The following is a 24,288-nucleotide window of genomic DNA, read 5'->3' as shown; positions in this document are numbered from 1 at the left end:
TCGGATTTCCTTTGCTCGGTGGTTGGGCCGTTGACTCTTGCCGGCCTTTTCCTTTTCTAAGGTTCTGTAAGGGTAGCCACCCTGCTCCGGAGAGTCCCTCAGTGAAGGGACTCTCCGGAGCAGGCGGGCCGGGGTCGCCGATGCGCGGGGTTTGCGCTACACGCTCACCGGTTCGGCTGGGACTTCGTCCCGGTTGCGTGAGGCATAGCGCTTGAGCGCAACGACCACGACGGCGGAAACCACCATGCCGACGATGATCGACAGGAGGAACCACCCGAAGCCGCCTATCGCAAAGAAGACGAAGAATCCGCCATGGGGCGCCTGCGAGGTTACCCCCAGTCCCATGACCATGGCACCCGTCACTGCTGCTCCGACCATCGAGGCCGGGATGACCCGCAGCGGGTCGGCCGCCGCGAACGGGATGGCGCCCTCGGAGATGAACGACGCTCCGAGCAGCCAGGCCGCCTTGCCGTTCTCCCGCTCTGCCTGCGAGAACCGGTTGCGGTCGATCAACGTGGCGAGGGCCATGGCCAGCGGCGGGACCATGCCGGCCGCCATCACGGCGGCCATGATCTGCCACGGTGCCTGGTTGGCGGCGCTGCCGGCGCCGAGCCCGGCAACGGCGAACGAGTAGGCGACCTTGTTCACGGGGCCGCCAAGATCGAGCGCCATCATCAGTCCGAGGATGATGCCAAGGACCACCGCGGCGGTCCCGGTGAGCCCGGACAGCCAGCCGTTGAGCGCATTGGTGAGCCCGGCGATCGGTCCGCCGAGCAGCAGGAACATTGCACCCGAAGCGATGAGCGAGGCAAGCAGCGGAATGATCACAACAGGCATCAGGCTGCGCAGCCAGCGGGGCACGCTGAGCCGGCCAATCACCCGTGCCACGTAACCGGCGAGGAGGCCGCCGACGATGCCGCCAAGGAAGCCGGCCCCCATGAATCCTGCAACCGCACCCGCCACGAAGCCCGGAGCGATTCCGGGCCGGTCGGCCAGCGCGTAGGCGATGTAGCCGGCAAGGGCCGGAACCAGGAACCCCAGCGACAGCTGACCGATCTTGAAAGCCACAGCGCCGAGGTAGGTTCCGAGCCCTCCCTCGGGCAGGTTGCCCAGGCTGTTCTCAAGCACGACGGCGTCTGCAACGTCGGTGATGGCGTAGCCGCCGAGGAGGAAGCCAAGGGCGATCAGCAGCCCGCCGCCTGCGACGAACGGAATCATATAGCTGACACCGGTGAGCAGCGCGCGCTTGAGCGTCGAACCGAAGCTTTCGCTTCCGGCCTTCTCGGTGTTATCACCCTCCGCGCCGCCGGCGGTGCCCGCGACACGGCGCGCCTGCGGATTCCGGGCCGCGGCGACTGCCTCGTCAACCATTTCCCCGGGCTCGTCGATGCCCCGCTTGACCGGTGCGCTGATGACCGGGAGTCCGGCGAAGCGCTGCTTGTCGCGCACATCGACGTCGACCGCGAAGATCACGGCGTCGGCCGCTGCGATCACCGAGGGGTCGAGCGGGGTCGCGGCAGAGGAGCCCTGAGTCTCGACCTGAAGGTCGATTCCGCGTTCCTTGGCCGCAGCAACGAGCGAATCGGCCGCCATGTAGGTGTGAGCGATTCCGGTGGGGCACGCAGTGACTGCGACGAGCCGGCGCACCGCGCCATCTCCGCCGTCCCCCGCAGCGGGGGAGGGAGAACCCGCTGCGCCGTCGCCCGCTGCGGGTGCCGCAGCGTGGGCGCCCGACTGGCCGGCCGCCGAAGCAACCGGCGCCGCGGCTCCGGCCGCCGCAACTGGTGCCGCATTCTTCCCCGTGCCGAGTGCGCCTTCGACCAAGTCAACGACCTCGGCCGGGGAAGCCGCTGCACGCAGGGCCGCGGTGAAGTCCTTGCGGATCAGGGAGCGGGCAAGTTTGGAGAGCAGTTTGAGGTGCTCCTGGTCGGCGCCTTCAGGGGCAGCGATGAAGAACACGAGGTCCGCCGGGCCGTCCTTGGCACCGAAGTCAACGGGCGGGTTGATGCGCGCCATGGCCAGGGTGGCCTGGGTCACCGAGGTCGAGCGGCAGTGCGGAATCGCAATACCTCCCGGCACCCCGGTCGCGGTTTTCTCTTCCCGGGCGAGGGCATCGGCGTAGAGGCCCTCGGCGGCGGTCGCCCGGCCCTGCCGGGTCACCTGCTCCGCGAGATAGCGTATTACCGACTGGCGGTCACTGCCGAGGTCCACATCGAGAGTGACGAGTTCCGGCGTAATGAGATCGGACATTCAATTTTCCTCCTTTGGGAACGGTGCTGCGTGCTGCGCGGGTGCGCCGCCGTGCGTTCGAGCGGGAATTGCCAGGGCAGTGACGGTCACCGCCGAGGGAGTGGTCTGATCGAGCGAGGGGACCGTCGATCCGGGCAATGAGGCAGCCGCAGAGCCATGGGCGACAGCCTGCCGCAGGCAGTTCTCAGCCGTTTCACCGGCTGCGGAAGCCAGCAGGTACCCGGCGAGGGCCGAATCGCCGGCGCCGACGGTTGAACGGGCAGTGACCGGCGGGTGCTGGCCATGCCAGGCACCCTCGGCGGTGACGAGCAGGGCGCCGCGGGCTCCAAGGGTGGCGAGCACGGCACCCGTTCCCGCGTCGATCAAGGCCCGGCAGGCCCGCGCCGCGAGCTGGAAGTCGGCCTCAAGCTCGTCTCCGGTGCCAATGCCGGCAAGCTCGGCGAGTTCTTCGGCGTTCGGCTTCAACAGGTCGGGCAGGACGGCCCCGCGGGCGGCCTCGGCAAGGGCGCTGCCTGAGGAGTCGACAGCTATCCGGGGAGATCCCGCGCCGAGGCGGGTCCGCACGGCGGCGATGAGCGAGGCGTAGAAATCCGCGGGCACGCCGGGCGGAAGCGACCCGGCGAGGACCAGCCACGAGGCTCCAGGGCTTGCTTCGACGACGAGCTCGACGAGCGAAGCCACCTGGCCGGCGTCGAGGAGGGGGCCGGGCTCGTTGACCTTGGTTGTGGTGCCGTCGGGCTCGGTGAACGCGGTGTTGGTGCGCAGCGGAGCCCCCACGGGCAGGTTGCGGAAGGGCACCGCCGCGGCGCGGAGGCCGGCAAGCACCGGGTCGTCGTCGTCGCCCGGAAGGAGGGCAAGCGTCGGGACGCCCGACATGGCGAGGGCCCGGCTGACGTTGACCCCCTTCCCGCCCGCTTCAGAATGAGCGGCCACGGCGCGCTGCACCGCTCCGCGGGCAAGGGGTGATTGCAGTTCGACGGTGCGGTCGATGCTCGGATTCGCCGTCAGGGTGAGGATCACGCGGTCACCACCTCGACGTCGGCTGCGGAGAGCGCTGCGGCGAGTGCAGCCCCGGGGCGGCGGTCGGTGATGAACGCATCGATATCCTCCAGTTGGGCGAAGCTGACAAGGGATTCCTCGTTGAACTTCGAGGAGTCGGCAACAAGGACCACCCGGCGCGCTGCGTGGACAATCGCAGTCTTGACCGCCGCTTCGTCGGTGTCGGGGGTGCTGAGGCCAAACTTGGGGGAGATGCCGTTCGCACCGACAAAGGCGAGGTCGGCGCGCAGGCGGGAGAACGAGGCGACGGCGCTGCTTCCGACTCCGGCGCTGGTCAAAGCCCGAACGCGGCCGCCGATCACCTCGAGGTGCAGGGCAGAACCGGTGATCGCGTGCGCGATGGGCACGGAGTGGGTGATGACGGTTACCCCCGGACGGTGTTCGCCGGCGAGCAGTGCCGCGAGGGCCCCGGTGGTGGTGCCGGCGTCGAGCACCACCGACCCCGTGGCCGGAAGCATCTCGAGTGCGGCCTTGGCGATGCGGAGTTTCTCGGCCCGGAAGCGGGTCTGCCGGCTGGCGAGGTCGGACTCGCTGGTCGCCGCGAGGTTCTCGGCTACGGCCCCGCCGTGCACCCGCCGGAGCAGTCCGTCTTTTTCGAGGAGGGCAAGGTCGCGCCGCACCGTTTCCTGGGTGATGTTGAACCTCGCGGAAAGATCGGTCACGGTGACGCGGCCATCGGTACGCACGAGTGTGCCGATGTGACGGTGGCGTTCCTCAGCGAACATTGCGACTCCATGGGTGATGCGCCAGCTGGTGCATCTCGTTCCTGGCCGTTCTCCGTGCGTCTTTGGTTGTGTGAGAGTATCTCCGGTTTTGCCCGAGCGTCAACGGTTAACCCGGCACGGGCCGGGGCTGGACAAAAAACAGGCCAAGGCGGTAGCGCCCTGGCCTGCCTGCCTTCGCTGTGGAATCAGAGCCCTCCCTCGCGGGTCTCATTCCGCGTGACAGTCTCGCCGGTGCCCGGATCGGAGATCGACCGCGACTCCGTCACCCGGTGCTGCGGGGGGCGTTGAGCACCAGGGAGATGATCAGGCCGAGAACGCCAACCCATGAGGATGTACCCGACAAGGGTCAGGTCAACGAAGCTGACTATGTCGGCAACCGCAAAAGCGAGAATTGCCCCTATCGCGATCATTGCTATTGAGGATCCGATTCTCATGCCCATTACTCCTTTGGTCGAAATGCACCGCGGAGCCAGCAATTCATTCGGCGCTTCCCCGCGCGGCGCCGTGCTGCCTGGTGACAATACGGTAACGCTCAGCACGCTTCCCATTGCGGCTAATCCCGGGAGGGCGCCCGGCACCGGATCGGGTACTCGTCCGCCCGCCGGGGCATTGCGGCAGGGGGATTCGGAGGTTTATCGTGAAAGTTCGGGTGTTAGGATTGAACCCTAAGCATGCTGATGAAGTAGAGTATCTAAAAGTTGCACCTCGGTGCATCGGTTTTATCAGTTGCGTTATTCGCTCCGGCGGATGACCATCACTCAAAGGAGCATCTCATGGGTATTCTAGGTTTTCTTCTTCTCGGACTCATCGCTGGCGCCATCGCCAAGCTGATCCTGCCGGGGCGTCAGGGCGGTGGCTGGGTAATCACCCTCGTCCTCGGCGTTGTCGGCGCGATCCTCGGCGGCCTGATCGGTGGTGCGCTCTTCGGAACCGGAATTGAAGGCTTCTTCGATCTCTCCACCTGGCTGCTCGCCATCGGCGGTGCGATCATCGTGCTGCTCATCTACGGCGCTGTAACCAAGAACCGCAGCCGCGCATAACAAGCGCATAAGTTGTGACCGGCTGAACCTGGGGGAACAGCCGTAGAAGGGCGTTTCCGGGTCTCCGGGAACGCCCTTCGTTTTGCCCGGCCCCGCAAAAAACCATCAGTGCCGCGAGGCACAGCCCGGGCCTAGACTAAAGACGCCCGGCTGTGCCGGCGACAAGGACTGGAAGGAACTCATACGAGTGAACCCGTTATACAGGACCCGCTTCAATCCCGCAGCCAAAGCCGCATCGAGCGCGCTGTTCGACAAGGACGGCAATCCCAAGCCCGGCATCTACCGCGCCATCGAGCGGGCCATCGACGTCCAGCGCCCGCTGGTGCTGGCCAACCTGCGCCGCATCCGCAAGGCCCACCCGCACGCGTCGCCCGCCGAACTCTCGGACATGCTTGAGCGCGATTACCTTCGCGCAATCACCGTAGCGGGAGCGGCAGTCGGGGCAACCGCGGCCGTACCCGCCATCGGGACCATCGCCTCCCTGGGCCTGTCGGCGGCGGCAACAGTGGGGTTCCTTGAAGCCACAGCCCTCTATGCGCAGTCGATTGCCGAACTGCACGGCGTCCACACCGACGACCCCGAGCGTTCACGCACCATGGTCATGGCCATCCTGATGGGAGAGGAGGGCATGGCGCTCATCCAGTCCGGCCTCGGCGGCAGCAAGGGAGGGTCCGAGCCCTGGGGCACCGCTGTGGGAAGTGCGGCGCCTGCATCGATGGTGAGCGCCCTCAGCGCCAGCATCCGCCGACGGTTCATCCGCAGGATGCTCGCCCGGCAGGGCGGCGCCCTCCTCGGCCGCGCCCTCCCCTTCGGAGTGGGGGCAGCCGTGGGCGGAGCGGGAAACCACATGATGGGAAAGGCAGTCATCAGCGCCACCCGCACGGCGTTCGGCCCGCCTCCCCAGGTGGTCCCCGGCGACCTTGCGAACGTGCTTGACTCCTCCGCCCCGGAAGGCGCCGACAGGAAGCCGAAGGGCTAAGGGGCTGAGGTCGGCCCCCGCGGTTCCCCGGAGCTAGCCGAAGGCCGCGTGGGCTGCTGCGAAGATCGCAAGGCCGGCGAGCGAGCCGACAACAGTACCGTTGATCCGGATGAACTGCAGGTCCTTGCCGACCTGCAGTTCAATCTTCCGGGAGGTTTCATCGGCGTCCCAGCGCGCAACGGTTTCGGAAATCACGCTCGCGATTTCGCTGCGGTAGGTGCGCACGGCGTAGGCGGCGCCGTCGGAGATCCACCGGTTCACCTTTCCCGCCAGCTCGGGGTCGGTTGAAAGGCGCATGCCGAAGTCGCGGACCGCGGCCTTGAAGTTCGTGGTCAGTTCGCTCTGCGGATTGTTAACCGCTTCGAGCAGTGCCGTCTTGATTGTGCTCCAGGTGCGGGCAGTCAGGTCCCTGACCCGCGGATCATCGAGCAGCTGGGCCTTGATCTCCTCGGCCTTCGCGATGGTGTCCGGACTGTACTGTAGGTCCTGCGCGAGATCCTTCAGGTACTTATCGAGCGCGATCCGCACCTCGTGCTCCGGATCGTCCTGGACGGCCCGAATGAACTTCGCCAGCTCGGCGTACACGCGGTCCCCCACCACGCCGTCGACGAGGCGCGGCACCCAAGTGGGGGAGCGCTGCGCCACGACGCGCGTGACGACGCCGTAGTTCGCGTCGACCCACTCGGCGGCGCGGTCGACGAGCAGGTCGACAAGGCGGTGGTGGTGGCCTTCGCGGAAGATGCGCTCGGCGAGGCGGCCCACCGGAGGCCCCCAGGGCGGTGCCAGGATGTGGCGGCGGACCATCGACTCGATCACCGACTGCACGGCCTCGTCATTGAGGACGGTGAAGGCTCCGCGGATCAGGGCCGCCCCCTCCACGGCCACGCGATCGGCGCTTTCCGGGCGCGCCAGCCACGCGCCGGCCTTCTGGGCGATGCCCGCCGAATCGAGCTTGGCCCGCACGACCGACTCCGACAGGAAGTTTTCCTCGACGAACTGCCCGAGGGACTCGCCGATCTGGTCCTTTTTCCGCGGGATGATGGCGGTGTGCGGAATCTTGATGCCCATGGGGTGCTTGAACAGCGCGGTCACGGCGAACCAATCGGCAAGCGCGCCCACCATTCCACCCTCCGCCGCCGCGCGCACATACTGGAGCCACGGGTAGGAATCCTGGAGCGCAAACGCCGTCACGAAGATGACGGCGAGCAGCACCAACAGTCCCGTTGCCACGATCTTCATGCGCCGCAGCGCCGCAGCCCTCTGCTCGTCCGTGCCCAGCATCGATGCATTCACACAGTGAAGTCTATCGAGCCGCGCCCCTTGCGTCCCCCAGGTTGCGGCTCGTCGCGTAGCGTGGGCGACGGCAGGTTTGTCTATTTCGTCGGATCAGCAGGAGCAACCCATGCGTCCCTTGATTTTTGCCCACCGCGGAGCGAGCGGGATGTTCGCCGAGCACACGCGCGCCGCGTTCCTCCAGGCGCTGGCCGAGGGTGCCGACGGCGTCGAGTGCGATGTGCACCTGACCCGGGACCTGCAGCTCGTGTGCATCCACGACTCAACGCTCGACCGCACCTCGAGCGGAAGCGGTGACGTGGCCGATTCAACCCTGGCGGAGCTCCGCGAGCTTGACTTCGCCTCCTGGCGGGGTGTTCCGGTTCCGGCGGAGTACGGTGGCGTCCGAAACCAGTTCCTGCTGCTCTCCGACCTCCTCGAACTGCTGCGGCGCTCCGGCAGGGAGATCGCCCTTGCCATCGAGCTCAAGCATCCAAGCCCTTTCGGCCTGCGGCTCGAAGAGGAGCTGCTCGCGTTCCTCCTCGACGAAGGGTGGGATCCTGAGGGTTCCCGCCTCGGGAACGTCAGCATCAGCTTCATGAGCTTCAACCCCGACTCGATGCACCGCCTCGCAGAGACGGCGTCACCCCACGCGCTGTGCCAGCTCGTTGCCGACATTGAGCCGGAGGAGGTGCGGGAGGCGCTCAGCTTCGGGGCGGTGATGTCCGGGGCGGTGATAAACCTGATGCGCCGGGCCATCGACGAGGGCGAGGCACTGATCGATTCGCACATGGTGGGCCTCGCCGGCCCGGGCGTCGCCTATATGCGGGACCATCCGGAGCAGGTGCGGGCGTGGATTGCAGACGGCATCCGGGTCCGGGTGTGGACGGTCAATACGCGCGAAGATGCCGAATTCGCCGCCACTCTGGGCGTCCAGGAGATTACAACCGACTATCCCGCAGAAATGATTCGCATCTTTTCGGATGCGGCTGAGGAATCCGCGACTCGGGGCAGGGGATTGTGATTGAGTTAAACCATGCCTACCCCCATAGAGGACTACGCACTGGTCTCGGACCTTCACACCGGGGCGTTGATTTCCCGTAAGGGAAGCGTCGACTGGCTGTGCTTTCCCCGTTTCGATTCCCCCTCGGTATTCGCGGCAATTCTCGGAAACGAAGACCACGGACGCTGGCTGCTTGCTCCGTCGGCGGAAGACGCGGACGTCGTGGAACGCAGTTACATCGACTCCACCTTTGTCCTGCAGTCACGGTGGCGCACGCCTACCGGTGAAGTCCTCGTCACCGACTTCATGCCCGTCGAGGACCGGCGGGCGTCGATCGTCCGCCGCGTCGAAGGCATCAGCGGAAGCGTTGAGATGCGCGAGGAGCTGGAGGTGCGCTTCGGATACGGCGAAATCGTTCCATGGATGAGCAAGGCGCACGACGACGACGGACCGATGCTGCTGGCCATCGCCGGCCCCGACGCGATGATGCACCGCGGAAACACCCTGCGCGCCAGCGGGCATAAGCACCAAGGCACCTTCACGGTGGGCGCCGGTGAGGTCCGCGACATCGAACTGGCATGGTTCCCCTCGCACCGCCGTGCGCCGCGCCTTCTTGAGGCGGCGCCCTGCATCGAGAGCACCATTGCCTACTGGCAGGCGTGGGCGGCGAACTACGAGCCCCAGGGCGAATACGACGCAATGGTCAAGCGTTCGCTGCTGGTGCTGCGCGCCCTGACCCACGAAGACACAGGCGGAATCGTCGCGGCACCCACCACCTCGCTGCCGGAGAGCTTCGGCGGGGAACGGAACTGGGACTACCGCTTCTGCTGGCTCCGCGACGCAGCGCTGACCCTTGAGGCGATGATGACGCACGGGTATCAGGGCGAGGCGCTGGAGTGGCGGAACTGGCTGCTGCGGGCGGTCGCAGGAGACCCGGAGGACTTCCAGATCATGTACGGGGTCGCGGGGGAGCGCAAACTTCCCGAAACGATCCTCGAACACCTGCCGGGATACGCCAATTCGGTTCCGGTCCGCATCGGCAACGGAGCGGTGAACCAGTACCAGGCCGACGTCGTGGGTGAAGTGATGGTGGCCCTCGAGCAACTGCGCGGGCACGGCGTCACCGAGGACCACTTCTCCTGGCCGCTGCAGCGCTCGCTGCTCGGGTTCGCCGAAAACCACATGCACGATAAGGACAGCGGGATCTGGGAAATGCGCGGAGAGCTCAAGCACTTCACGCATTCGCGGGTGATGATGTGGGCGGCATTCGACTGCGGCGTGCGTGCCGTGCGCGACCACGGGCTCGACGGGCCGGTCGAGCACTGGACGGCGCTGCGCGACGAACTGCGCGCCGAGATCCTCGAGAACGGGTTCGACGCCGAGCGCAACACCTTCACCCAGTACTACGGCGGCACCGAGCTCGACGCCTCGCTGCTCCAACTGCCGCAGGTGGGTTTCATCGCCTATGACGACCCGCGCATGCTTGGCACCCTGGCGGTGATGGAGAAGGACCTTGTCGATGACCACGGACTGCTGCTCCGCTACCGCACGGAGGTGGCGGTTGACGGGCTCGAGCCCGGCGAACACCCCTTCCTCGCCTGCTCGTTCTGGCTGGTGGAGCAGTATGCCCGCTGCGGGCGGCGCTCCGACGCGCGGGCCCTCATGGACCAGCTGCTTGGCTATGCGAACGACCTCGGCCTGCTCGCTGAGGAATATGATCCCGACGGCAGGCGCATGGCAGGCAACTACCCGCAGGCCTTTTCCCACCTGGCGCTGGTGCGCGCCGCCGACGCCGTCAACGCGGACGGCGCCGTCGACGAGGTCGACGGCGCCGGGCAGGATCAGGTGCCGGCCGTGCTCACCAGGGCTTCAGGACAACCTTGATCGCGCCGTCCTGCTTTTTCTGGAAGTTCTTGTAGGCGGCCGGCGCCTCGTCGATTGACACCTCATGGGTCATCAGGTCGGTCACGCCCAGCGGGTCGGCCGGGTCCTCGACGAGCGGAAGCAGGTCATCGATCCAGTTCTTGACGTTGCACTGACCCATGCGCGTCTGGATCTGCTTGTCGAACATCGTCAGCAGGGGCATGGGGCTGGCGGTTCCGCCGTACACGCCGCTCAGGGACAGGGTTCCGCCGCGACGCACGGCGTCGATGGCGGAGTGGAGCACCGTGAGCCGGTCAACACCGGCGGTCTCCATCGCCTTCTGCGCGAGCGCATCGGGCAGAAGCCCCACGGCGGTCTGCGCGAACGCGCCAACGGGGGAGTGATGGGCCTCCATGCCCACCGCGTCGACGATCGCGTCCGGGCCGCGCCCGCCCGTCATGCTGCGCAGCTCCTCGCCGGTGTTCTTCGAATAGTCGATGGTTTCGATGCCGTGGCGCTGGGCCATGGCACGGCGCTCGGGCACCGGCTCGACGGCGATCACGCGGTGGCCAAGATGCCTGCCGATGCGGGCGGCGAACTGCCCCACCGGGCCAAGCCCGTACACCGCGAGCGTTCCGCCCTCGGGAACGTCCGCGTACTTCACCCCCTGCCAGGCTGTGGGGAGGATGTCGGAGAGGTAGAGGTAGCGTTCGTCGGGAAGCGCCGTGCCGACCTTCACGGGACCATAGTCGGCATGCGGCACCCGGAGGAACTGCGCCTGCCCCCCGGGGACGGAACCATAGAGCTCCGAAAAGCCGAAGAGGCTCGCTCCCATTCCCTTGTCCCGCACCTGGGTTGTCTCGCACTGCGACTGCAGGCCTCGGACACACATGAAGCAGGTGCCGCAGGAGATGTTGAACGGGATAACCACCCGGTCCCCGGGCGAGAGGTTCGTCACCGCGCTGCCTACTTCCTCAACGATGCCCATCGGCTCATGGCCGAGGACATCGCCCTTGTGCATGTAGGGTCCAAGTACCTCGTAGAGGTGAAGATCGGAGCCGCAGATCGCCGTTGAGGTGATCCGAACGATTGCGTCGGTGGCGTCCTGGATCACCGGGTCGGGAACTTCCTCAACGCTGACCGAACGCCGCCCCTGCCATGTCACTGCCTTCATGATCACTCCTCAGTTAGTAAGTAGGCTGTCGATCCCCACTATTCCCGGCGGCGGCCGATTTGGAAAGCCGGGTACTGGGGGCCCCCGCCGGCGTTCTACCCTGAGTTGGTGAGATTCTTGCAGTTCCCCTCCGTACGCGTGGGCTTGTCCGTCGCACTGGCCACCGGGCTCTACGGCATATCCTTCGGCGCGCTCGCCGTCGCAGCGGGGCTGGACCTGCTGCAGACGGCCGCCCTGAGCCTGCTCCTGTTCAGCGGGGGGTCCCAGTTCGCCTTCGTGGGGGTCATTGCCGGGGGAGGCAGCGGGTTCTCAGCTATGTCCGCCTCGGCCCTCCTTGGCATCCGCAACGGCGTCTACGGAATGCAGTTGAACCTGCTGCTGCGCCCACGGGGCCTGCGGAAGCTCGCTGCAGCGCATCTGACGATCGACGAGTCCGTTGCAACGGCCGTCGGCCAGACCGACGCCCTCGAACAGCGCCGGGGTTTCTGGGTGGCCGGTATCGGGGTTTTCGTTTTGTGGAATCTCTTCACCATCGTCGGGGCCCTCCTGGGTGCGGCAGTGGGCGATCCCCGCCGGTGGGGCCTTGACGGCGCCGCCGTGGCCGCGTTCCTTGGCCTGCTGTGGCCGCGGCTGAAGTCAAGGGAACCGATGGCCATCGCTGTCGTGTGTGCCGTGGTGACGGTGATCGCCGTGCCGTTCGCTCCGCCCGGCGTTCCGATTCTCGTGGCAGCGGTCGTCGCGGGCACGATCGGCTGGGCGGGGCACAGGCCCCGCTTCCCTGCGGTGAAGGCCCCTCCCCGTCCGCCGGCGGGAGGCGGCCGGTGAACGTCTGGCTCTGGATCCTGCTTGCGTCGTTCATCTCCGTCGCCACCAAGCTCGCCGGGTACCTCGTGCCCCCGCGGCTGCTCGAAAACCCGCGGATGCTTCACACCGCGGGCGCCCTGACGATCGGGCTTCTTGCCTCCCTCACGGCGGTCAACACCTTCGCGGCGGGGAATACGCTGGCCTTCGACGCCCGCGTCGCGGCACTCGCCGCGGCCGCGCTGGCCCTGGTGCTGCGGGCGCCGTTCCTTGTCGTTGTGGCAGTCGGTGCGCTCGCCGCTGCCGGCGCGCGTCTCGCGGGCCTTCCCTAAGGTTTCCGGCCCGGCCCGGCCCGGCCCGGCCCGGCCCGGCCCGGCCCGGCCCGGCCCGGCGCGGCCGGGCGTCGTGTCGGCGCGGGGGTCAGCTGCCCTGGGCGCCGGCGGCCGCGCCGACGACGGCCGCTGTGGCCTCGGCGATCGCCGCTTCCTCATCGGTTGGCACGACGAGCACGGGGACGGCCGATCCGGCGGTGCTGATCAGCCGTGCCTCCCGGCCGCGCGACTCGTTGAGCCCGGCGTCGAGTTCGACGCCGAGTGCCGTGAGCTGGCCTGCCACGCGGGAGCGGAAGGATGGTGAATTTTCGCCGATGCCCGCGGTGAACACCAGGGCGCGGGCCCCGCCCACCGCGACGTGATAGCCGCCGATGTACTTCGCGAGCCGGTAGGCGGCAATGTCAAGGGCCAGCTCCGCCCACTTGTCGCCGGCTTCGGCGGCCTTCTCCACCGAACGCATGTCGTTAGTGCCGGCGAGGCCGCGCAGGCCGGACTCGCGGTTTAGGAGGTTGTCGAGGTCCTCGGGCGAATAGCCCTCCCGGGCGAGGAAGAACAGGATCGACGGATCGATGTCGCCGGAGCGGGTTCCCATCACCAGGCCCTCAAGCGGGGTGAAACCCATCGAGGTGTCGATGCTCCTGCCGCCGCGCACGGCCGTCACCGACGCGCCGTTGCCGAGGTGGGCGATCACCGCGTTGAATTCATCGCGCGGCATTCCAAGGAACTCGGCGGACCTGCCCGCGACGTAGTCGTGCGAGGTTCCGTGGAAGCCGTACCGGCGGATACCGTACTTGGTGTAAAGCTCATCGGGCACTGCATACCGCCAGGCACGCTCGGGCAGCGTCCGGTGGAACGCGGTGTCGAAAACCGCGACCTGGGGCATGTCCGGCCACTTCTCGGCAACCGCACGGATGCCCAGCACGTTGGCGGGGTTGTGGAGCGGAGCCAGTGGATTCAGGCGCTCGATGGCGCGGATGATCTCCGGGGTAATGAGCACCGGCTCGCCGAAGCGCTCGCCTCCGTGAACAACCCGGTGACCCACGGCGTCGATTGTCTTTCCCTGCAGGATCACCGCCAGCTCCGTGTCGAAATGTTCGATCGCCGCGGCGTGGTCCGGTACCCATTCCTCGCCGATGCTTTCGATCGATCCCTGGGCGAGCACTTCGTTTCCCTCACGCACCTGGTACTTCAAGGACGACGAGCCGGAGTTGATGACGAGGACGATCATGCTTACTGCTTTCCTGGGGAGAGTGCGGGGGACCCTGCTGCCACGGCCGGAGCCGGCGCCGCGGGTTCCTGCTGGGCCTGCACCGCCGTAATGGCGACGGTGTTGACGATGTCTTCGACCGTGCAGCCCCGGGAGAGGTCGTTGACGGGTTTGCGCAGGCCCTGGAGCACGGGCCCGACCGCAACGGCTCCGGCCGACTGCTGCACGGCCTTGTACGTGTTGTTGCCGGTGTTCAGGTCCGGGAAGATGAAGACCGTGGCCTGGCCCGCAACCGACGACCCGGGAAGCTTCGACGCGGCGACCGAGGCGTCGACGGCGGCGTCGTACTGGATTGGACCCTCGACGGGCAGGTTGGGCCGCAGCTTGCGCACCAGCTCCGTTGCGTGGCGGACCTCATCGACGGCCCCGCCGTACCCGGACTCCCCGGTCGAGTAGGAAAGCATCGCCACCCGCGGCTCCACCCCGAACTGGGCTGCCGTGTCGGCCGAAGCCAGGGCGATATCGGCGAGCTGCTCCTCGTTCGGCTCGGGGTTGACGGCGCAGTCGCCGTAGACCAGCACGCGGTCACGGAGGAGCATCAGGAAAACCGATGAGACGATCTTGGCGCCGTCCTTTGTCTTGACGAACTCGAGGGCGGGGCGGATGGTGTTGGCCGTGGTGTGCGCGGCACCGGAAACCATGCCGTCGACACGGCCGAGCTGCACCATCATCGTCCCGAAGTATGCACCTTCGAGCATGCGTTCGCGGGCCGCTTCGATCGAGACGCCCTTGTGGGCCCTGAGCCGTGCGTACTCGGCAGCGAATTCCTCGCGCAGGCTTGAGGTTTCGGGGTCGACCAGCGTGATCCCGGTCAGATCGACACCCTGGCCGGCGGCCAGTTCCCGGATCTTCACCTCAGGGCCGAGGATGGTCAGGTCGCAGACGTCGCGGCGGTGGAGGATCTCGGCCGCCTTGAGGATCCGCACGTCGGTGCCCTCCGGAAGGACGATGTGCCGGCGCTGGGAACGGGCCCGCTGGATCAGTTCATGGAGGAACCGCAGGGGCGTCATTGAAACGGCACGGGGCAGCTCGAGGCGTTCGAGGAGTTCCTGCTCGTCCACCTGGCGCGACCAGGCGCCGAGGGCGGCCGCCGACTTGCGGCGCAGCCCGGTTGCGATTTCCCCCCGCACCCCGCCAACGCGCTGGGCGGCGGTGTAGGTGTCATCATCGACAGCGAAAACGGGAAACGGCGCCTGGGCGAGCAGCGGGAGCAGATGCGGGTCGGGGGCGAGGCCGCCGGTGAGGATCAGCCCGGAAGGTACCGGGAACTCGGGGGAGAAGGACGAAGCGAGGGTTGCGGTGAGCACGTCCGCGCGGTCGCCCGGGACGATCACGAGGGCACCGTCGGTGAGCAGGTGGAGGAAGTTGCCGACGTTCATCGCCGCCACCCGGACGGAGTTCACGTCGCGTTCGAGGGTCGTGCTTCCCGCGATCTGCCGTGCCCCGAGTTCGGCGGCCACCTCGGAAATCGTCGGCCGGGAGATTTCGGCGAGTTCAGGAATCACGTAGACGGGCCGGCCGGAGCGCCCGGGACGGACCTGTGACCGGATTTCCTCAACGGCGTCATCGGGGGCGCGGTTGACCATCATCGCGAGCAGGGAAACCTTCGCCTCGTCGAGTTCCCTGCGGGCGACGTCGACGGCGTCAGCCGCTTCGTCAACCGACATTTCCTTGGCGCTGACAACGGCGAGGACCATCGCCCCGAGGTTGTTCGCCAGCCGGGCGTTGAGGTCGAATTCGACGGCTGCGTCGTGCCCGCCGAGATCGGTGCCTTCGACGATCACGACGTCGCACTGGCTTGCGATCTCGCTGTAGATCGCCACGCACCGGGTGTCGATCTCCTCGCGGTTCCCCGACACGATCAGCGCCCGTGCCTCGGCGCGGGTCAACCCGCCGCGGGAGCGGTCGGGCGGAAGGTCGAAGACGCGCTGCAGCAGCTGCACCATGGGGTCGGCTGCCGGGTCGGGGCCTTCGACGATGGGGCGGAAAAATCCCACCCTGTCCGCGTGCCGGTGGAGCATGTCGGCAAGCCCCAGGGAAATCAGGGACTTGCCGGAGCCGGGGGTCATTGCGCTGACGTATATTCCGCGGGTCATTGCCCCATCCTGTCAGGCACGCGCGCCACTGACCATAACGCAGGCCACAGCCGCACAATAGGCGGCGACTATTCCGGTGCTTTCTGTAAGACTGTGGGAATGCTTGTAGCCTTCTCCGTTGCCCCTTCCGGATCCTCGCCGCATTCCGAGGCCGACCCCGAAGGGTCGGTGCACGACGCCGTTGCCGCTGCCGTGGCCGTGGTGCGGGAATCGGGACTGCCGAACTCCACCGATGCGATGTTCACCACGCTCGAGGGGGAATGGGACGAGGTGATGCAGGTGATCAAGCACGCAACCGAAGCGGCGGGAAGATACGGCAGCCGCGTCTCGCTGGTGCTCAAGGCCGACATCCGGCCCGGGCGCACCGGCGAGCTCACCGGCAAGGTGGAACGGCTCGAGAAGGCGCTGGGGGAACTGCAGGAGTTCGAAGGCCACTCCTGAGGGCTGCGGGTTCCAGGGCGAAGGCCCCAGATCCGCCTTGAAGACCCGGTGCCTCCTGGAAGACACCGTGCCTCCTGGAAGACCCCGTGCCTCCTGGAAGACCCCGGTGCCGCCTATGCTTGAGCGGTGATTTTCGAGATTCGCCGTGCCGGCGTCGATGACGCCGAAACATATACCCGGACGCATGTCCAGGCCCTCCACGAAACCTATGCGGAGCTCCTGCCGGGTGCGTTCCACGACCACTACGACGCCCAGCTCCCCGACCTCATCGCCCGGCGCCGGAGCCTTCTGGCCGGCGCCGCTGACGGAACCGTGGGGGAGGTGGGGAGCTGGATCGCCTACGACGACGCCGGCAGCGCCGTCGGGATTGTGACTTCCGGCACCGGGAGGGACCCCGCCCGCCCCGATTTTGAACTCCACCGGCTCTACACCCTCGAGCGGACCCACGGCACCGGGCTCGGGCAGAGGCTGCTCGACGTGGCGGCAGGGAACCGGCCGGCCTACCTGTGGATCCTCAACGGCAATCCCCGGGCCGAGCGCTTCTACTCCCGCAACGGTTTCACGCCGGACGGAACCACCGCCCTGTGCGGGCCGAGCTGGCACCACCGGCCGATGTTCCGGATGCACCGCGTCTGAGCGGGCCCGCCGGCGCGGATAGCATTGGGGGATGCAGCAACCAGCCCGCCTGCGGGCGCTTCCGGCAAGTGCGGCCAACGGCGGCCCCTCGATGAGCCAGGGCTGATGGCGCGACAGCCCCGCCCGCGTCCGGTCTCCGGCGAATTTCCAATCGACACCGGCACCTGCGAGCTTGAGCCCGATCCCTACAGCCCCAACAGCTGGGTGCTGCGCGTCAACGGTGTGCCAAGCTCGCACATCGATCTCGACGATCCGCTGCGCCTCGACTTCGAATACATGCGGTGGATCGCCTCGCTGGTGAACTCGCGCTGGGACGCGCAGGCGAGGCTGCGGGTGCTTCACCTCGGCGGCGGCGCGTGCTCCCTGGCCCGGTATTTCGCGGCAGCGTATCCCCAGGCCCGCCAAGTGGTTGTTGAGCTCGACGGACGCCTCGCGGAGCTGGTGCGGGAATGGTTCGACCTGCCGCGCGCCCCGCTGCTGCGGATCCGGGTGGGCGAGGCCCGGGAGGTCACCCGGTCGCTCTCCGAGTCGAGCCGCGACCTGATCATCCGCGACGTCTTCGCCGGAAGCAGGACGCCGGAGGCACTGACCACCACCGAATTCACAAAGGAGGCCAAGACCGTGCTCGCGGCCGACGGCGTCTACCTTGTCAACTGCGGCGATGGGCCGGACCTGCGCATGGCCCGCCGGGAAGCGGCAACGATCGCGGCGGTGTTCAGCCACACCGCAGTCATCGCCGACCCCGCAATGCTCAAGGGGCGAAGGTACGGCAACGTCATCATCGTCGGAAGCGATGCTCCGCTGGGCGAGGATCCGGGGCTTGCCCGTGAACTGCTCGGCGGAGGAGTGCCCGCCCACCTTTGGCCGGACGCGCAGGTGCGGAAGTTCGCAGCCGGAGCCCAGATCCTGTCCGACTGACCGCCGGCCGGGCCGGCTCAGACTCCCAGCAGCTGCTCGATCGGGCCGATGCCGAAGAAGATCACGAACGCGCCGGCCACTGCCCACATCACCGGGTGGACCTCCCGTGCACGGCCCTGGATGGTTCGGGTCAGCACGAACGCGATGAAGCCGGCGCCGAGCCCGTTGGCGATCGAGTAGGTGAAAGGCATGAGCGCGAAGGTGAGGAACGCCGGAATCGCGATGCCCCAGTCCTGCCAGTCGATGCGGCCGACCTGTGCCACCATCATGAAGCCCACAACCACGAGGGCCGGGGCAACGGCCTCGAAGGGCACGAGGCTGATCAGCGGCGTGAAGAACATGGCGAGCAGGAACAGGGCGCCGGTGACCAGGTTGGCGATTCCGGTGCGTGCACCTTCCCCGATGCCCGCGCCGGATTCGACGTAGATCTGGTTTGAGGAAACCGATCCGGCACCGCCGGCGACGGCGCCGAGGGCATCGACGATGAGCACGCGGTCGACCCCGGGGATGTTTCCCCGCTCATCGACCAGCTTGGCCTCGTTGGCGAGGCCGACCATTGTGCCCATCGCGTCGAAGAAAATGCTCAGCAGGATGGTGAAGGTCAGCAGGAGCGCCGCTGTTGCTCCGAGCCGTCCGAACGCGCCGAAGATGCTCACGTTGCCGATCAGGCTGAGGTCCGGAAGGCCGACCCATGCCCCGGAGGGAAGCTCGGGAACCACGAGGGACCAGCCCTGGGGGTTCGGCTCCTGTCCGGGAGCGACACTTGGGCCCACATTGGCCACGGCTTCGATGACGACCGCAAGCGCGGTCGCAGCGAGGACCCCGATGAGGATGCCGCCGCGCACCCGCCGCACCACGAGGGCGATGGTCAGTACGAGGCCGAAGAGGAAGACGACCGTTGGCCAGCCAAGGAGCACGCCCTGGAAGCCGAGCCCGACGGGAACGGTTGTCTGTGCCTCATCGGGGACCCGGCGGACAAAGCCGGCATTGACCAGCCCGATGAGGGCGATGAAGAGGCCGATTCCCACAACGATTGCGGTCTTGAGGCTTTCGGGAACCGCGTTGAAAACCGCGGTCCTGAAGCCGGTGAGCACCAGCACCAGCATCGTGAGCCCGGCCAGCATGACCAGCCCCATGATGTCGGGCCAGGTGAGGCCGGGGTTCGTAGCAACGGTGATTGCGACGAAGGCGTTGACGCCGAGCCCTGTTGCAAGGGCAAACGGGTATCGCGCCCAGGCGCCCATGAGGATCGTCAGGATGCCCGCAACCAGTGCCGTCACGGCCGCGACGCGTTCGAACCCGAGTTCACTGCCCGTCGCGTCGGCTCCGGCAAGGATCAGCGGATTGAGGACAACGATGTAGCTCATCGCGAAGAATGTGGCTACTCCTCCACGAATCTCCCGCGAATAGGTCGAACCGCGCGAGGTGACGTCGAAATAGCGGTCGAGTGCGGATCCCGTTTTGAGCATGATCATTCCTAGGGAAAGAAGGAGGTGTCCTGCCGGAAATCCTACAGGGAGCGGCGCCGCTGACGCTGCCCGCGGCGCCGCAAACGGAGCGTAGGCTGAAATCATGTTTTCTCTTCCGCCGCGCCGCACCATGTCCACCTCAGCGAATCGAGCACCCGTCCGTGCGGCAACGGGCAGGGCAACGGTCCTGGCGCTTGCCCTTGCCCTGCTGCTCTCCCTCGGAGCGGTACCGGCCCTGGCCCACGATGAGCTTGCCTCGAGCAGCCCCGAGGCCGGCGCCACGGTCGAGTCGCTTCCCGAAACCCTTGAGCTGAACTTCTCGAGCGTTCCCTCGGGCATCGGCGCCCAGGTGCAGGTCCTCGACGGATCCGGCACCGACTGGGCGGAGGGTCCGGTTCGGATCACCGACACGAAGGCGGTGCAGGCGCTTCGTGCCGGAGCACCTGCCGGGAAGTACACGGTGAACTGGAGGGTTGTCTCCTCCGATTCGCACCCGATCGAGGGGACGTTCGGATTCACGGCCGAAGCCGCAGGCACCGGTGCCGTCCCCGACGCGGCTGGAACCGCCGTCCCTATCGAAACTCCGGACGCCGGCGGGGAGCAGGAGCAGGCGGCCGGCGTCGGGGGCTTCCCCTGGAGTATTGCGGTGATGATCGCCGTGCTGCTCGCGCTGGCTGTGGCGCTGGCCCTCACGGCCCGCAGGAAGCTGGGCTCCACCAAGAAGTAGGCCGGGGCGCCTCCGGCAACGAGGGTCAGGCGTGAAGGGCGGTCAGCGCTGGGCGGTTGGGGGCGATCGCACTCCCGCGAGCCTCGGCGCTGATTGCGTCGCCGACGAGTTTGGCCTGTCGGACGATTTCGCGGGTGGTTGGGGTCAGGAGTTCGCCGACGCCCACCAGGTGCAGTCCGATGGCACGCAACGCCGCCCGGAAGTCCTTGCCGATCGCGATGCCCATCGACCGGAGGAACCGCCGGAGCCGGTTCTGCGGGTACTTCGTCAGCACCACGTGATCCGCCAGCAGCACGCCGTTCGCTGTCTGCACCGCCCATTTCTTCGAGCCGCAGACGGGCGTTGGAAGAAGTTCCGAGTAACCGATGATGCTCAGGTCCTCGGCGAAGGTCGGACGCACGTCGAGGTGATGGCTGGCGGCGTATCCCCGCAGCAGGCGGAGCAGCTCCGAGCGCTCCGAAAGGGACATCGAGTCGCCCGTCACGGCGTGGAAGGCGCCCGAATCGAGGCATTCAAGCCCTTCGACGGTGATGGATTCAATCCCGCGGCGGCTGAGTTCGCTCGCCATGGCGAGCCCCGGCAGTCCCGAACCGATGATCACTGTGGTTGTCACCTCCGCCAGAGGGGATCCAAGCGCGGCGCGAGCCGGGACCGGCGGGAGACATTTCACTGTTGAGACCTCCAGGAAGAAGGGTTGTTACCGTACAGCCCGGCGCCTCTTCCGGGCTGTACGGTATCTCGGTTGCGAACGGGTCAACCGAGAGTCACGTCTGGGGCTGCCGCCCCCAGGCGGCAGGAATCCCCCATATCGATTGCACGAAGCTTATATAACTTTTTGGACCGTGGATAGACCGGGCCTTGGGGTTACGCTACAACTAGTTGACAAAGGAGCGGCGGCCGGGCAGCTGCTTGTGGCGGGGAGGAAAATCATGGACGCTTCGCACGGGGCCGACGCGGCTCGGGACCCGGTACGACACGGCATTGTGGCCGGTGTCGACGGGTCGCCCCAGAGCATCTGCGCCCTCAGCTGGGCCGCCCAGGAAGCCGAACGGCGCCGGGTCCCCCTCTACGTGGTCACCGCCTACAGCGTCCCGGTTTTCGCGGCGTCGAGCATGGACGCCGGATACGCGACCGTCGACGACTCGGTGATCCGTGAAGGTGCCCGTGGCGCCCTGGACGAGTCGTTGAGGCACATCGAGGGCTATGACATCGAAATCGTTCCCCGGATCGAGACGGGCGATGCCGCCGGGGTGCTGCTCGACCTTTCGGCCGAAGCGGAGCTCGTCGTGGTCGGCTCCCGGGGCAGGGGCGGCTTCGTCGGAAGGCTGCTGGGCTCGGTGAGCAGCGCCCTTCCCGCCCACGCGCAGTGCCCCACCGTCGTCGTTCCGCTCTCCTGCGCCCCCCGGTTCGGCCAGGACCACCTCCTCGAGCACAGGGGCAGGACGGTGCCCGGGCCTGCGGCCGCGGGCATTGAGAAGGTCGTGGTTGTCGGGGTGGACGGTTCGGAGCAGGCCCGGCGGGCCTCCCTCGCAGCCGCCGAGGAGGCCCTCTCCCGGGGTATTCCGCTCCGGGTGATCTGTTCGATTCCGCCCTTCAACGGCTCCCTTGCGTGGGTTCCGGCTCCGCTTGACCGGGACGCCCTCCGCTCCGACATCACAGCACAGCTTGGTGCCGGGCGGGACTGGCTGCAGAGCCACTTCCCGTCGCTGACCATCACCGTGGAACTGCTCGACGGACCACCGGCTGAGGTGCTGATCGAGGCCTCACGCACAGCGGAACTGCTGGTTGTGGGGACGCGCGGGCGGGGCGGATTCGCCGGGATGCTCATGGGCTCCACAAGCCAAGGGGTGCTTCATCACGCCAAAGGGCCAGTGATGGTGGTGCCGGACAGCGAAGACCCTCGCCTGCTGAACCGGAGCGAATTCGGGCCGATGATCCCAACGCCGAACTGAGCGGCGCTGAACTGGACTCAACTCCGCAGAACCGGCTGCAGGACCTGGCGGAATCCGCGGATCCTCGCTGCCGCTTAGCGCACGGCGGACGCGGCTCAGCAGGATTGCAGGGCATCCTCTACATGCCCTGCAATCCCGCCCGGCCGTGAAGCCTGCCCGCTGCTAAACAAGCCTGAGGACCGTTTTCAGTAAAACAGGATCGGAAGGCAAAAGTTAATGCTTTTTCCCCCGCCCGTTCCCTTGACATGCCCACCCGCTTCCCGGGACGGGCGAGCCACAGGGTTCCCGACCTATGCTTTAGCCACGTAGGCGACACCGCCACAATCCAGGAGGTACTCGGATCCCGAATCGAAACGGTGCCCTCGACAATGCGGATTCCGCAATGCTCGTGGCAGTGGAACTGCTCACCACGGGCCTTACCGCAGCCGGCATCGCGCTGCTTGTCGCAGCGCTGGTGCTACGTTGCATCGAGGGCTCGTGGGTGAGGACGCAGGCGGTCCATTCGCTTGAGGCGGGCATAAGGGTGCTGCGGTGGCATGACACCCGGTATGAACTTCGCGAGAGGGCCCTGGCGGCGGGCGTACATGAGGGCTGCGCTCCAGGAGATGAGTGCGCCATCTACTACCGGGCGCGGAAGCCCGAGCAGTGGACGTCCCGCCGGCCCCACCGGGGGGCGCGGTTCGCCGCTCTTGCCGGGCTGGTCCTCACTGTGGCCGGCATCGTGTTGACGTTCACCGCTGTCTGAGCGGGCCGAACTTCAATCCGACGTCGTCGGCACTGTATCTGCTAACCCCAGCCCAGTTCATGGAGGCGGTCGTCGTCGATCCCAAAGTGATGCGCCACCTCGTGGATAACGGTGACAAGGATTTCCTCAACCAGCTCCTCTCGCGTTGAGCAGAGCCGCATCAACGGTTGGCGGAAGATGCTGATCCGGTCCGGCAGCGACCCGGCGGCCCACCAGGAATCCCGCTCAGTAAGGGGCGTTCCCTCGTAGAGTCCAAGCAGGTCGGGGTCCGGGTCCTCTCCGGGGCCGGGCTCGTGTTCTTCGACAACGAAAATGGCAACGTTGTTCATGGCGCGGGCGAGGTCTTCGGGGATCGAGTCGATCGCGTCGTCCACGGCGGCTTCAAAATCCGCAAGACTCATGTCGATGGGCACCCTTCGACTGTATAACCGCCCGCCCCTCGTCAATGCGCCGGAGGACGCGGTCAGGAAACCCATTTTGGATATTCGAGAACTTGGTCCTATAGTTTTATAGGTCCACGGCAGGGAAAACTTCCCCGGAAAAGCAAGGCGTCCGGGAGGGTGATTTCATCCCGTGTGGTCAAGGCCCCCATCGTCTAGCGGCCTAGGACACCGCCCTTTCACGGCGGCGGCACGGGTTCGAATCCCGTTGGGGGTACGCAAGAGGCGCCGCGCAGCGGCGGTTCAAACTGGGGCAGAGATGCTGGTAGGATGAAACTCTTGTGAAATTGGCAAGTGCAAGATCGCAAGGCCCTGTAGCGCAGTTGGTTAGCGCGCCGCCCTGTCACGGCGGAGGTCGCGGGTTCAAGTCCCGTCAGGGTCGCTCAGGCGGCGTGGTAAACCCGCGTCCGACTGGATACGGTGATCATCGAAAGATGGTTGCGCGGCTCTGTAGCTCAGTTGGTAGAGCGTTCGACTGAAAATCGAAAGGTCACCGGATCGACGCCGGTCGGAGCCACACCTGAACACCCCGCGGATTTCCCTTTGGAATTCCCGGGGTTTCTTCGTTTAAGCACACCATTGCCGGGGTACCTTGGGCATAGGCTGGCACTGACGAAAGGTATGGCGCGAATGGACGACACTCCCGGGTACGGTGCCGATTCCCCCCTTGCACCGCTCCCGCCCGGCCCCGCAACCGGCCGCACCGTCATTGCCGATGCTGCCGCGGTCAAGATCGCCGCAGTGGCCGCACGCGCGGTTCCCGGGGTCTATGCACTCGGAGCATCAACTGGCAGGGGCCTCGGGGCGCTGCGCGAAGCCGTGGGCGCCAGCGACGCCGTGCAGGGGGTGCGGGTGGAGATCGGCCAGACCCAGGTCGCGGTCGACGTGAGCCTCATCGCCCAGTACGGCTACCCCTTGAACCGGCTCGCCGACGCCGTCCGGGCGGCTGTCTACCAAGCGGTGAGCGAACTCGTTGGCCTTGAGGTCATCGAGGTCAATGTTGAGATAAGTGATGTCCACGTTCCAGAATTGAGCGAAACCCGCGGCGTTGACCGCAGCGGGGCGAAGGCCCACCGACCTGAACGATGAAGGGCAGCGT

Annotated in this window: 24 protein-coding genes and 3 tRNA genes; 16 read left to right on the top strand and 11 right to left on the bottom strand. The window is 67.0% G+C overall.

Annotated elements, in window-relative coordinates; genetic code table 11:
- Positions 1 to 156: 156 nt before the first annotated feature.
- From AC4D2R_RS11375 to AC4D2R_RS11360, 4 genes are all read right to left on the bottom strand, one after another.
- Entirely contained in the window at positions 157 to 2,250 is a 2,094-nt protein-coding gene (locus tag AC4D2R_RS11375; RefSeq protein WP_490940080.1) for a PTS fructose transporter subunit IIABC, read from the bottom strand.
- On the bottom strand, positions 2,251 to 3,270 hold the full coding sequence (locus AC4D2R_RS11370; RefSeq protein WP_490940079.1) for a 1-phosphofructokinase family hexose kinase: 1,020 nt from the start codon (positions 3,268 to 3,270) through the stop codon (positions 2,251 to 2,253).
- A complete protein-coding gene (locus tag AC4D2R_RS11365; RefSeq protein ID WP_490902822.1) occupies positions 3,267 to 4,034 on the bottom strand; it encodes a DeoR/GlpR family DNA-binding transcription regulator in 768 nt (255 codons plus the stop codon). Before AC4D2R_RS11365 ends, AC4D2R_RS11370 begins: the two co-directional genes overlap by 4 nt.
- A gap of 185 nt (positions 4,035 to 4,219) precedes the next feature.
- Positions 4,220 to 4,468: a DUF6458 family protein gene (locus AC4D2R_RS11360; RefSeq protein WP_490940078.1), complete on the bottom strand. Its 249-nt coding sequence runs from the start codon at positions 4,466 to 4,468 to the stop codon at positions 4,220 to 4,222.
- Positions 4,469 to 4,807: 339 nt separating this feature from the next.
- Between AC4D2R_RS11360 and AC4D2R_RS11355 the strand changes: the two genes are divergently transcribed.
- A complete protein-coding gene (locus AC4D2R_RS11355; RefSeq protein ID WP_294568821.1) occupies positions 4,808 to 5,074 on the top strand; it encodes a GlsB/YeaQ/YmgE family stress response membrane protein in 267 nt (88 codons plus the stop codon).
- 187 nt (positions 5,075 to 5,261) lie between these two features.
- Positions 5,262 to 6,053 (top strand): hypothetical protein, encoded by a 792-nt coding sequence (locus AC4D2R_RS11350; protein ID WP_490940077.1) that lies wholly within the window; start codon positions 5,262 to 5,264, stop codon positions 6,051 to 6,053.
- 33 nt (positions 6,054 to 6,086) lie between these two features.
- Here AC4D2R_RS11350 and AC4D2R_RS11345 read toward each other — a convergent pair whose 3' ends face one another.
- The gene (locus AC4D2R_RS11345) at positions 6,087 to 7,334 is read right to left on the bottom strand and encodes a DUF445 domain-containing protein (RefSeq protein ID WP_490903308.1); all 1,248 of its coding nucleotides are present in this window, start codon (positions 7,332 to 7,334) and stop codon (positions 6,087 to 6,089) included.
- 121 nt (positions 7,335 to 7,455) lie between these two features.
- Between AC4D2R_RS11345 and AC4D2R_RS11340 the strand changes: the two genes are divergently transcribed.
- The gene (locus AC4D2R_RS11340; protein ID WP_490940076.1) at positions 7,456 to 8,349 is read left to right on the top strand and encodes a glycerophosphodiester phosphodiesterase; all 894 of its coding nucleotides are present in this window, start codon (positions 7,456 to 7,458) and stop codon (positions 8,347 to 8,349) included.
- 12 nt (positions 8,350 to 8,361) lie between these two features.
- Positions 8,362 to 10,212 (top strand): glycoside hydrolase family 15 protein, encoded by a 1,851-nt coding sequence (locus AC4D2R_RS11335; protein ID WP_490940075.1) that lies wholly within the window; start codon positions 8,362 to 8,364, stop codon positions 10,210 to 10,212.
- Here AC4D2R_RS11335 and AC4D2R_RS11330 read toward each other — a convergent pair.
- A complete protein-coding gene (locus tag AC4D2R_RS11330) occupies positions 10,187 to 11,365 on the bottom strand; it encodes a zinc-dependent alcohol dehydrogenase (RefSeq protein WP_490940074.1) in 1,179 nt (392 codons plus the stop codon). The genes AC4D2R_RS11335 and AC4D2R_RS11330 overlap by 26 nt on opposite strands.
- A 108-nt stretch (positions 11,366 to 11,473) precedes the next feature.
- On the opposite strand from AC4D2R_RS11330, the gene AC4D2R_RS11325 reads away from it, so the two are divergent.
- Positions 11,474 to 12,190, top strand: coding sequence for an AzlC family ABC transporter permease (locus AC4D2R_RS11325; RefSeq protein ID WP_490940073.1), 717 nt, complete (start codon positions 11,474 to 11,476; stop codon positions 12,188 to 12,190).
- Positions 12,187 to 12,498, top strand: coding sequence for an AzlD domain-containing protein (locus AC4D2R_RS11320; RefSeq protein WP_490940072.1), 312 nt, complete (start codon positions 12,187 to 12,189; stop codon positions 12,496 to 12,498). Before AC4D2R_RS11325 ends, AC4D2R_RS11320 begins: the two co-directional genes overlap by 4 nt.
- An 88-nt stretch (positions 12,499 to 12,586) precedes the next feature.
- Here AC4D2R_RS11320 and AC4D2R_RS11315 read toward each other — a convergent pair whose 3' ends face one another.
- Together AC4D2R_RS11315 and pta are read right to left on the bottom strand one after the other, a co-directional pair.
- Positions 12,587 to 13,726 (bottom strand): acetate kinase, encoded by a 1,140-nt coding sequence (locus tag AC4D2R_RS11315; RefSeq protein ID WP_490940071.1) that lies wholly within the window; start codon positions 13,724 to 13,726, stop codon positions 12,587 to 12,589.
- A 2-nt stretch (positions 13,727 to 13,728) separates the two neighbouring features.
- The gene (gene pta / locus AC4D2R_RS11310; protein ID WP_490940070.1) at positions 13,729 to 15,861 is read right to left on the bottom strand and encodes a phosphate acetyltransferase; all 2,133 of its coding nucleotides are present in this window, start codon (positions 15,859 to 15,861) and stop codon (positions 13,729 to 13,731) included.
- A 99-nt stretch (positions 15,862 to 15,960) separates the two neighbouring features.
- Between pta and AC4D2R_RS11305 the strand changes: the two genes are divergently transcribed.
- The 3 genes from AC4D2R_RS11305 (at position 15,961) to AC4D2R_RS11295 (ending at position 17,856) form a co-directional block, all read left to right on the top strand.
- Complete coding sequence (locus tag AC4D2R_RS11305) at positions 15,961 to 16,302, top strand: thiamine-binding protein (protein WP_490902803.1); 342 nt, start codon at positions 15,961 to 15,963, stop codon at positions 16,300 to 16,302.
- A gap of 126 nt (positions 16,303 to 16,428) precedes the next feature.
- Positions 16,429 to 16,938, top strand: coding sequence for a GNAT family N-acetyltransferase (locus tag AC4D2R_RS11300; RefSeq protein ID WP_490940069.1), 510 nt, complete (start codon positions 16,429 to 16,431; stop codon positions 16,936 to 16,938).
- A 105-nt stretch (positions 16,939 to 17,043) separates the two neighbouring features.
- Entirely contained in the window at positions 17,044 to 17,856 is an 813-nt protein-coding gene (locus AC4D2R_RS11295) for a spermidine synthase (RefSeq protein ID WP_490940068.1), read from the top strand.
- 17 nt (positions 17,857 to 17,873) lie between these two features.
- On the opposite strand, the gene AC4D2R_RS11290 is transcribed toward AC4D2R_RS11295, so the two are convergent.
- Positions 17,874 to 19,325: an NCS2 family permease gene (locus AC4D2R_RS11290; RefSeq protein ID WP_490940067.1), complete on the bottom strand. Its 1,452-nt coding sequence runs from the start codon at positions 19,323 to 19,325 to the stop codon at positions 17,874 to 17,876.
- Between the two features lie 103 nt (positions 19,326 to 19,428).
- Here AC4D2R_RS11290 and AC4D2R_RS11285 point away from each other — a divergent pair, with 103 nt between their 5' ends.
- Positions 19,429 to 20,052, top strand: coding sequence for a copper resistance CopC family protein (locus AC4D2R_RS11285; RefSeq protein WP_490940066.1), 624 nt, complete (start codon positions 19,429 to 19,431; stop codon positions 20,050 to 20,052).
- A gap of 25 nt (positions 20,053 to 20,077) precedes the next feature.
- Here AC4D2R_RS11285 and AC4D2R_RS11280 read toward each other — a convergent pair whose 3' ends face one another.
- A complete protein-coding gene (locus AC4D2R_RS11280) occupies positions 20,078 to 20,665 on the bottom strand; it encodes an FAD-dependent monooxygenase (protein WP_490940065.1) in 588 nt (195 codons plus the stop codon).
- A 316-nt stretch (positions 20,666 to 20,981) separates the two neighbouring features.
- Between AC4D2R_RS11280 and AC4D2R_RS11275 the strand changes: the two genes are divergently transcribed.
- Together AC4D2R_RS11275 and AC4D2R_RS11270 are read left to right on the top strand one after the other, a co-directional pair.
- Positions 20,982 to 22,004 carry a universal stress protein gene (locus tag AC4D2R_RS11275; protein ID WP_490940064.1) on the top strand — a complete coding sequence of 341 codons (1,023 nt, stop codon included), beginning with the start codon at positions 20,982 to 20,984 and terminating at the stop codon, positions 22,002 to 22,004.
- 382 nt (positions 22,005 to 22,386) lie between these two features.
- Positions 22,387 to 22,749 carry a hypothetical protein gene (locus tag AC4D2R_RS11270; RefSeq protein WP_490940063.1) on the top strand — a complete coding sequence of 121 codons (363 nt, stop codon included), beginning with the start codon at positions 22,387 to 22,389 and terminating at the stop codon, positions 22,747 to 22,749.
- A 41-nt stretch (positions 22,750 to 22,790) separates the two neighbouring features.
- On the opposite strand, the gene AC4D2R_RS11265 is transcribed toward AC4D2R_RS11270, so the two are convergent.
- Positions 22,791 to 23,150 carry a metallopeptidase family protein gene (locus AC4D2R_RS11265; protein WP_490902787.1) on the bottom strand — a complete coding sequence of 120 codons (360 nt, stop codon included), beginning with the start codon at positions 23,148 to 23,150 and terminating at the stop codon, positions 22,791 to 22,793.
- A gap of 183 nt (positions 23,151 to 23,333) precedes the next feature.
- Between AC4D2R_RS11265 and AC4D2R_RS11260 the strand changes: the two genes are divergently transcribed.
- The 4 genes from AC4D2R_RS11260 to AC4D2R_RS11245 all read left to right on the top strand — a co-directional run bounded on the left by AC4D2R_RS11260 (position 23,334) and on the right by AC4D2R_RS11245 (position 24,278).
- A tRNA-Glu gene (locus AC4D2R_RS11260) sits at positions 23,334 to 23,406 on the top strand.
- Positions 23,407 to 23,497: 91 nt separating this feature from the next.
- Positions 23,498 to 23,571, top strand: a tRNA-Asp gene (locus tag AC4D2R_RS11255).
- 62 nt (positions 23,572 to 23,633) lie between these two features.
- Positions 23,634 to 23,706 (top strand) — tRNA-Phe (locus tag AC4D2R_RS11250).
- Between the two features lie 113 nt (positions 23,707 to 23,819).
- Entirely contained in the window at positions 23,820 to 24,278 is a 459-nt protein-coding gene (locus tag AC4D2R_RS11245) for an Asp23/Gls24 family envelope stress response protein (protein WP_490940062.1), read from the top strand.
- Positions 24,279 to 24,288: the final 10 nt, after the last annotated feature.

The sequence above is a fragment of the Arthrobacter sp. TJ-217 genome, from assembly GCF_058269255.1.
This window is presented reverse-complemented; position numbering and strand designations above follow the sequence as displayed.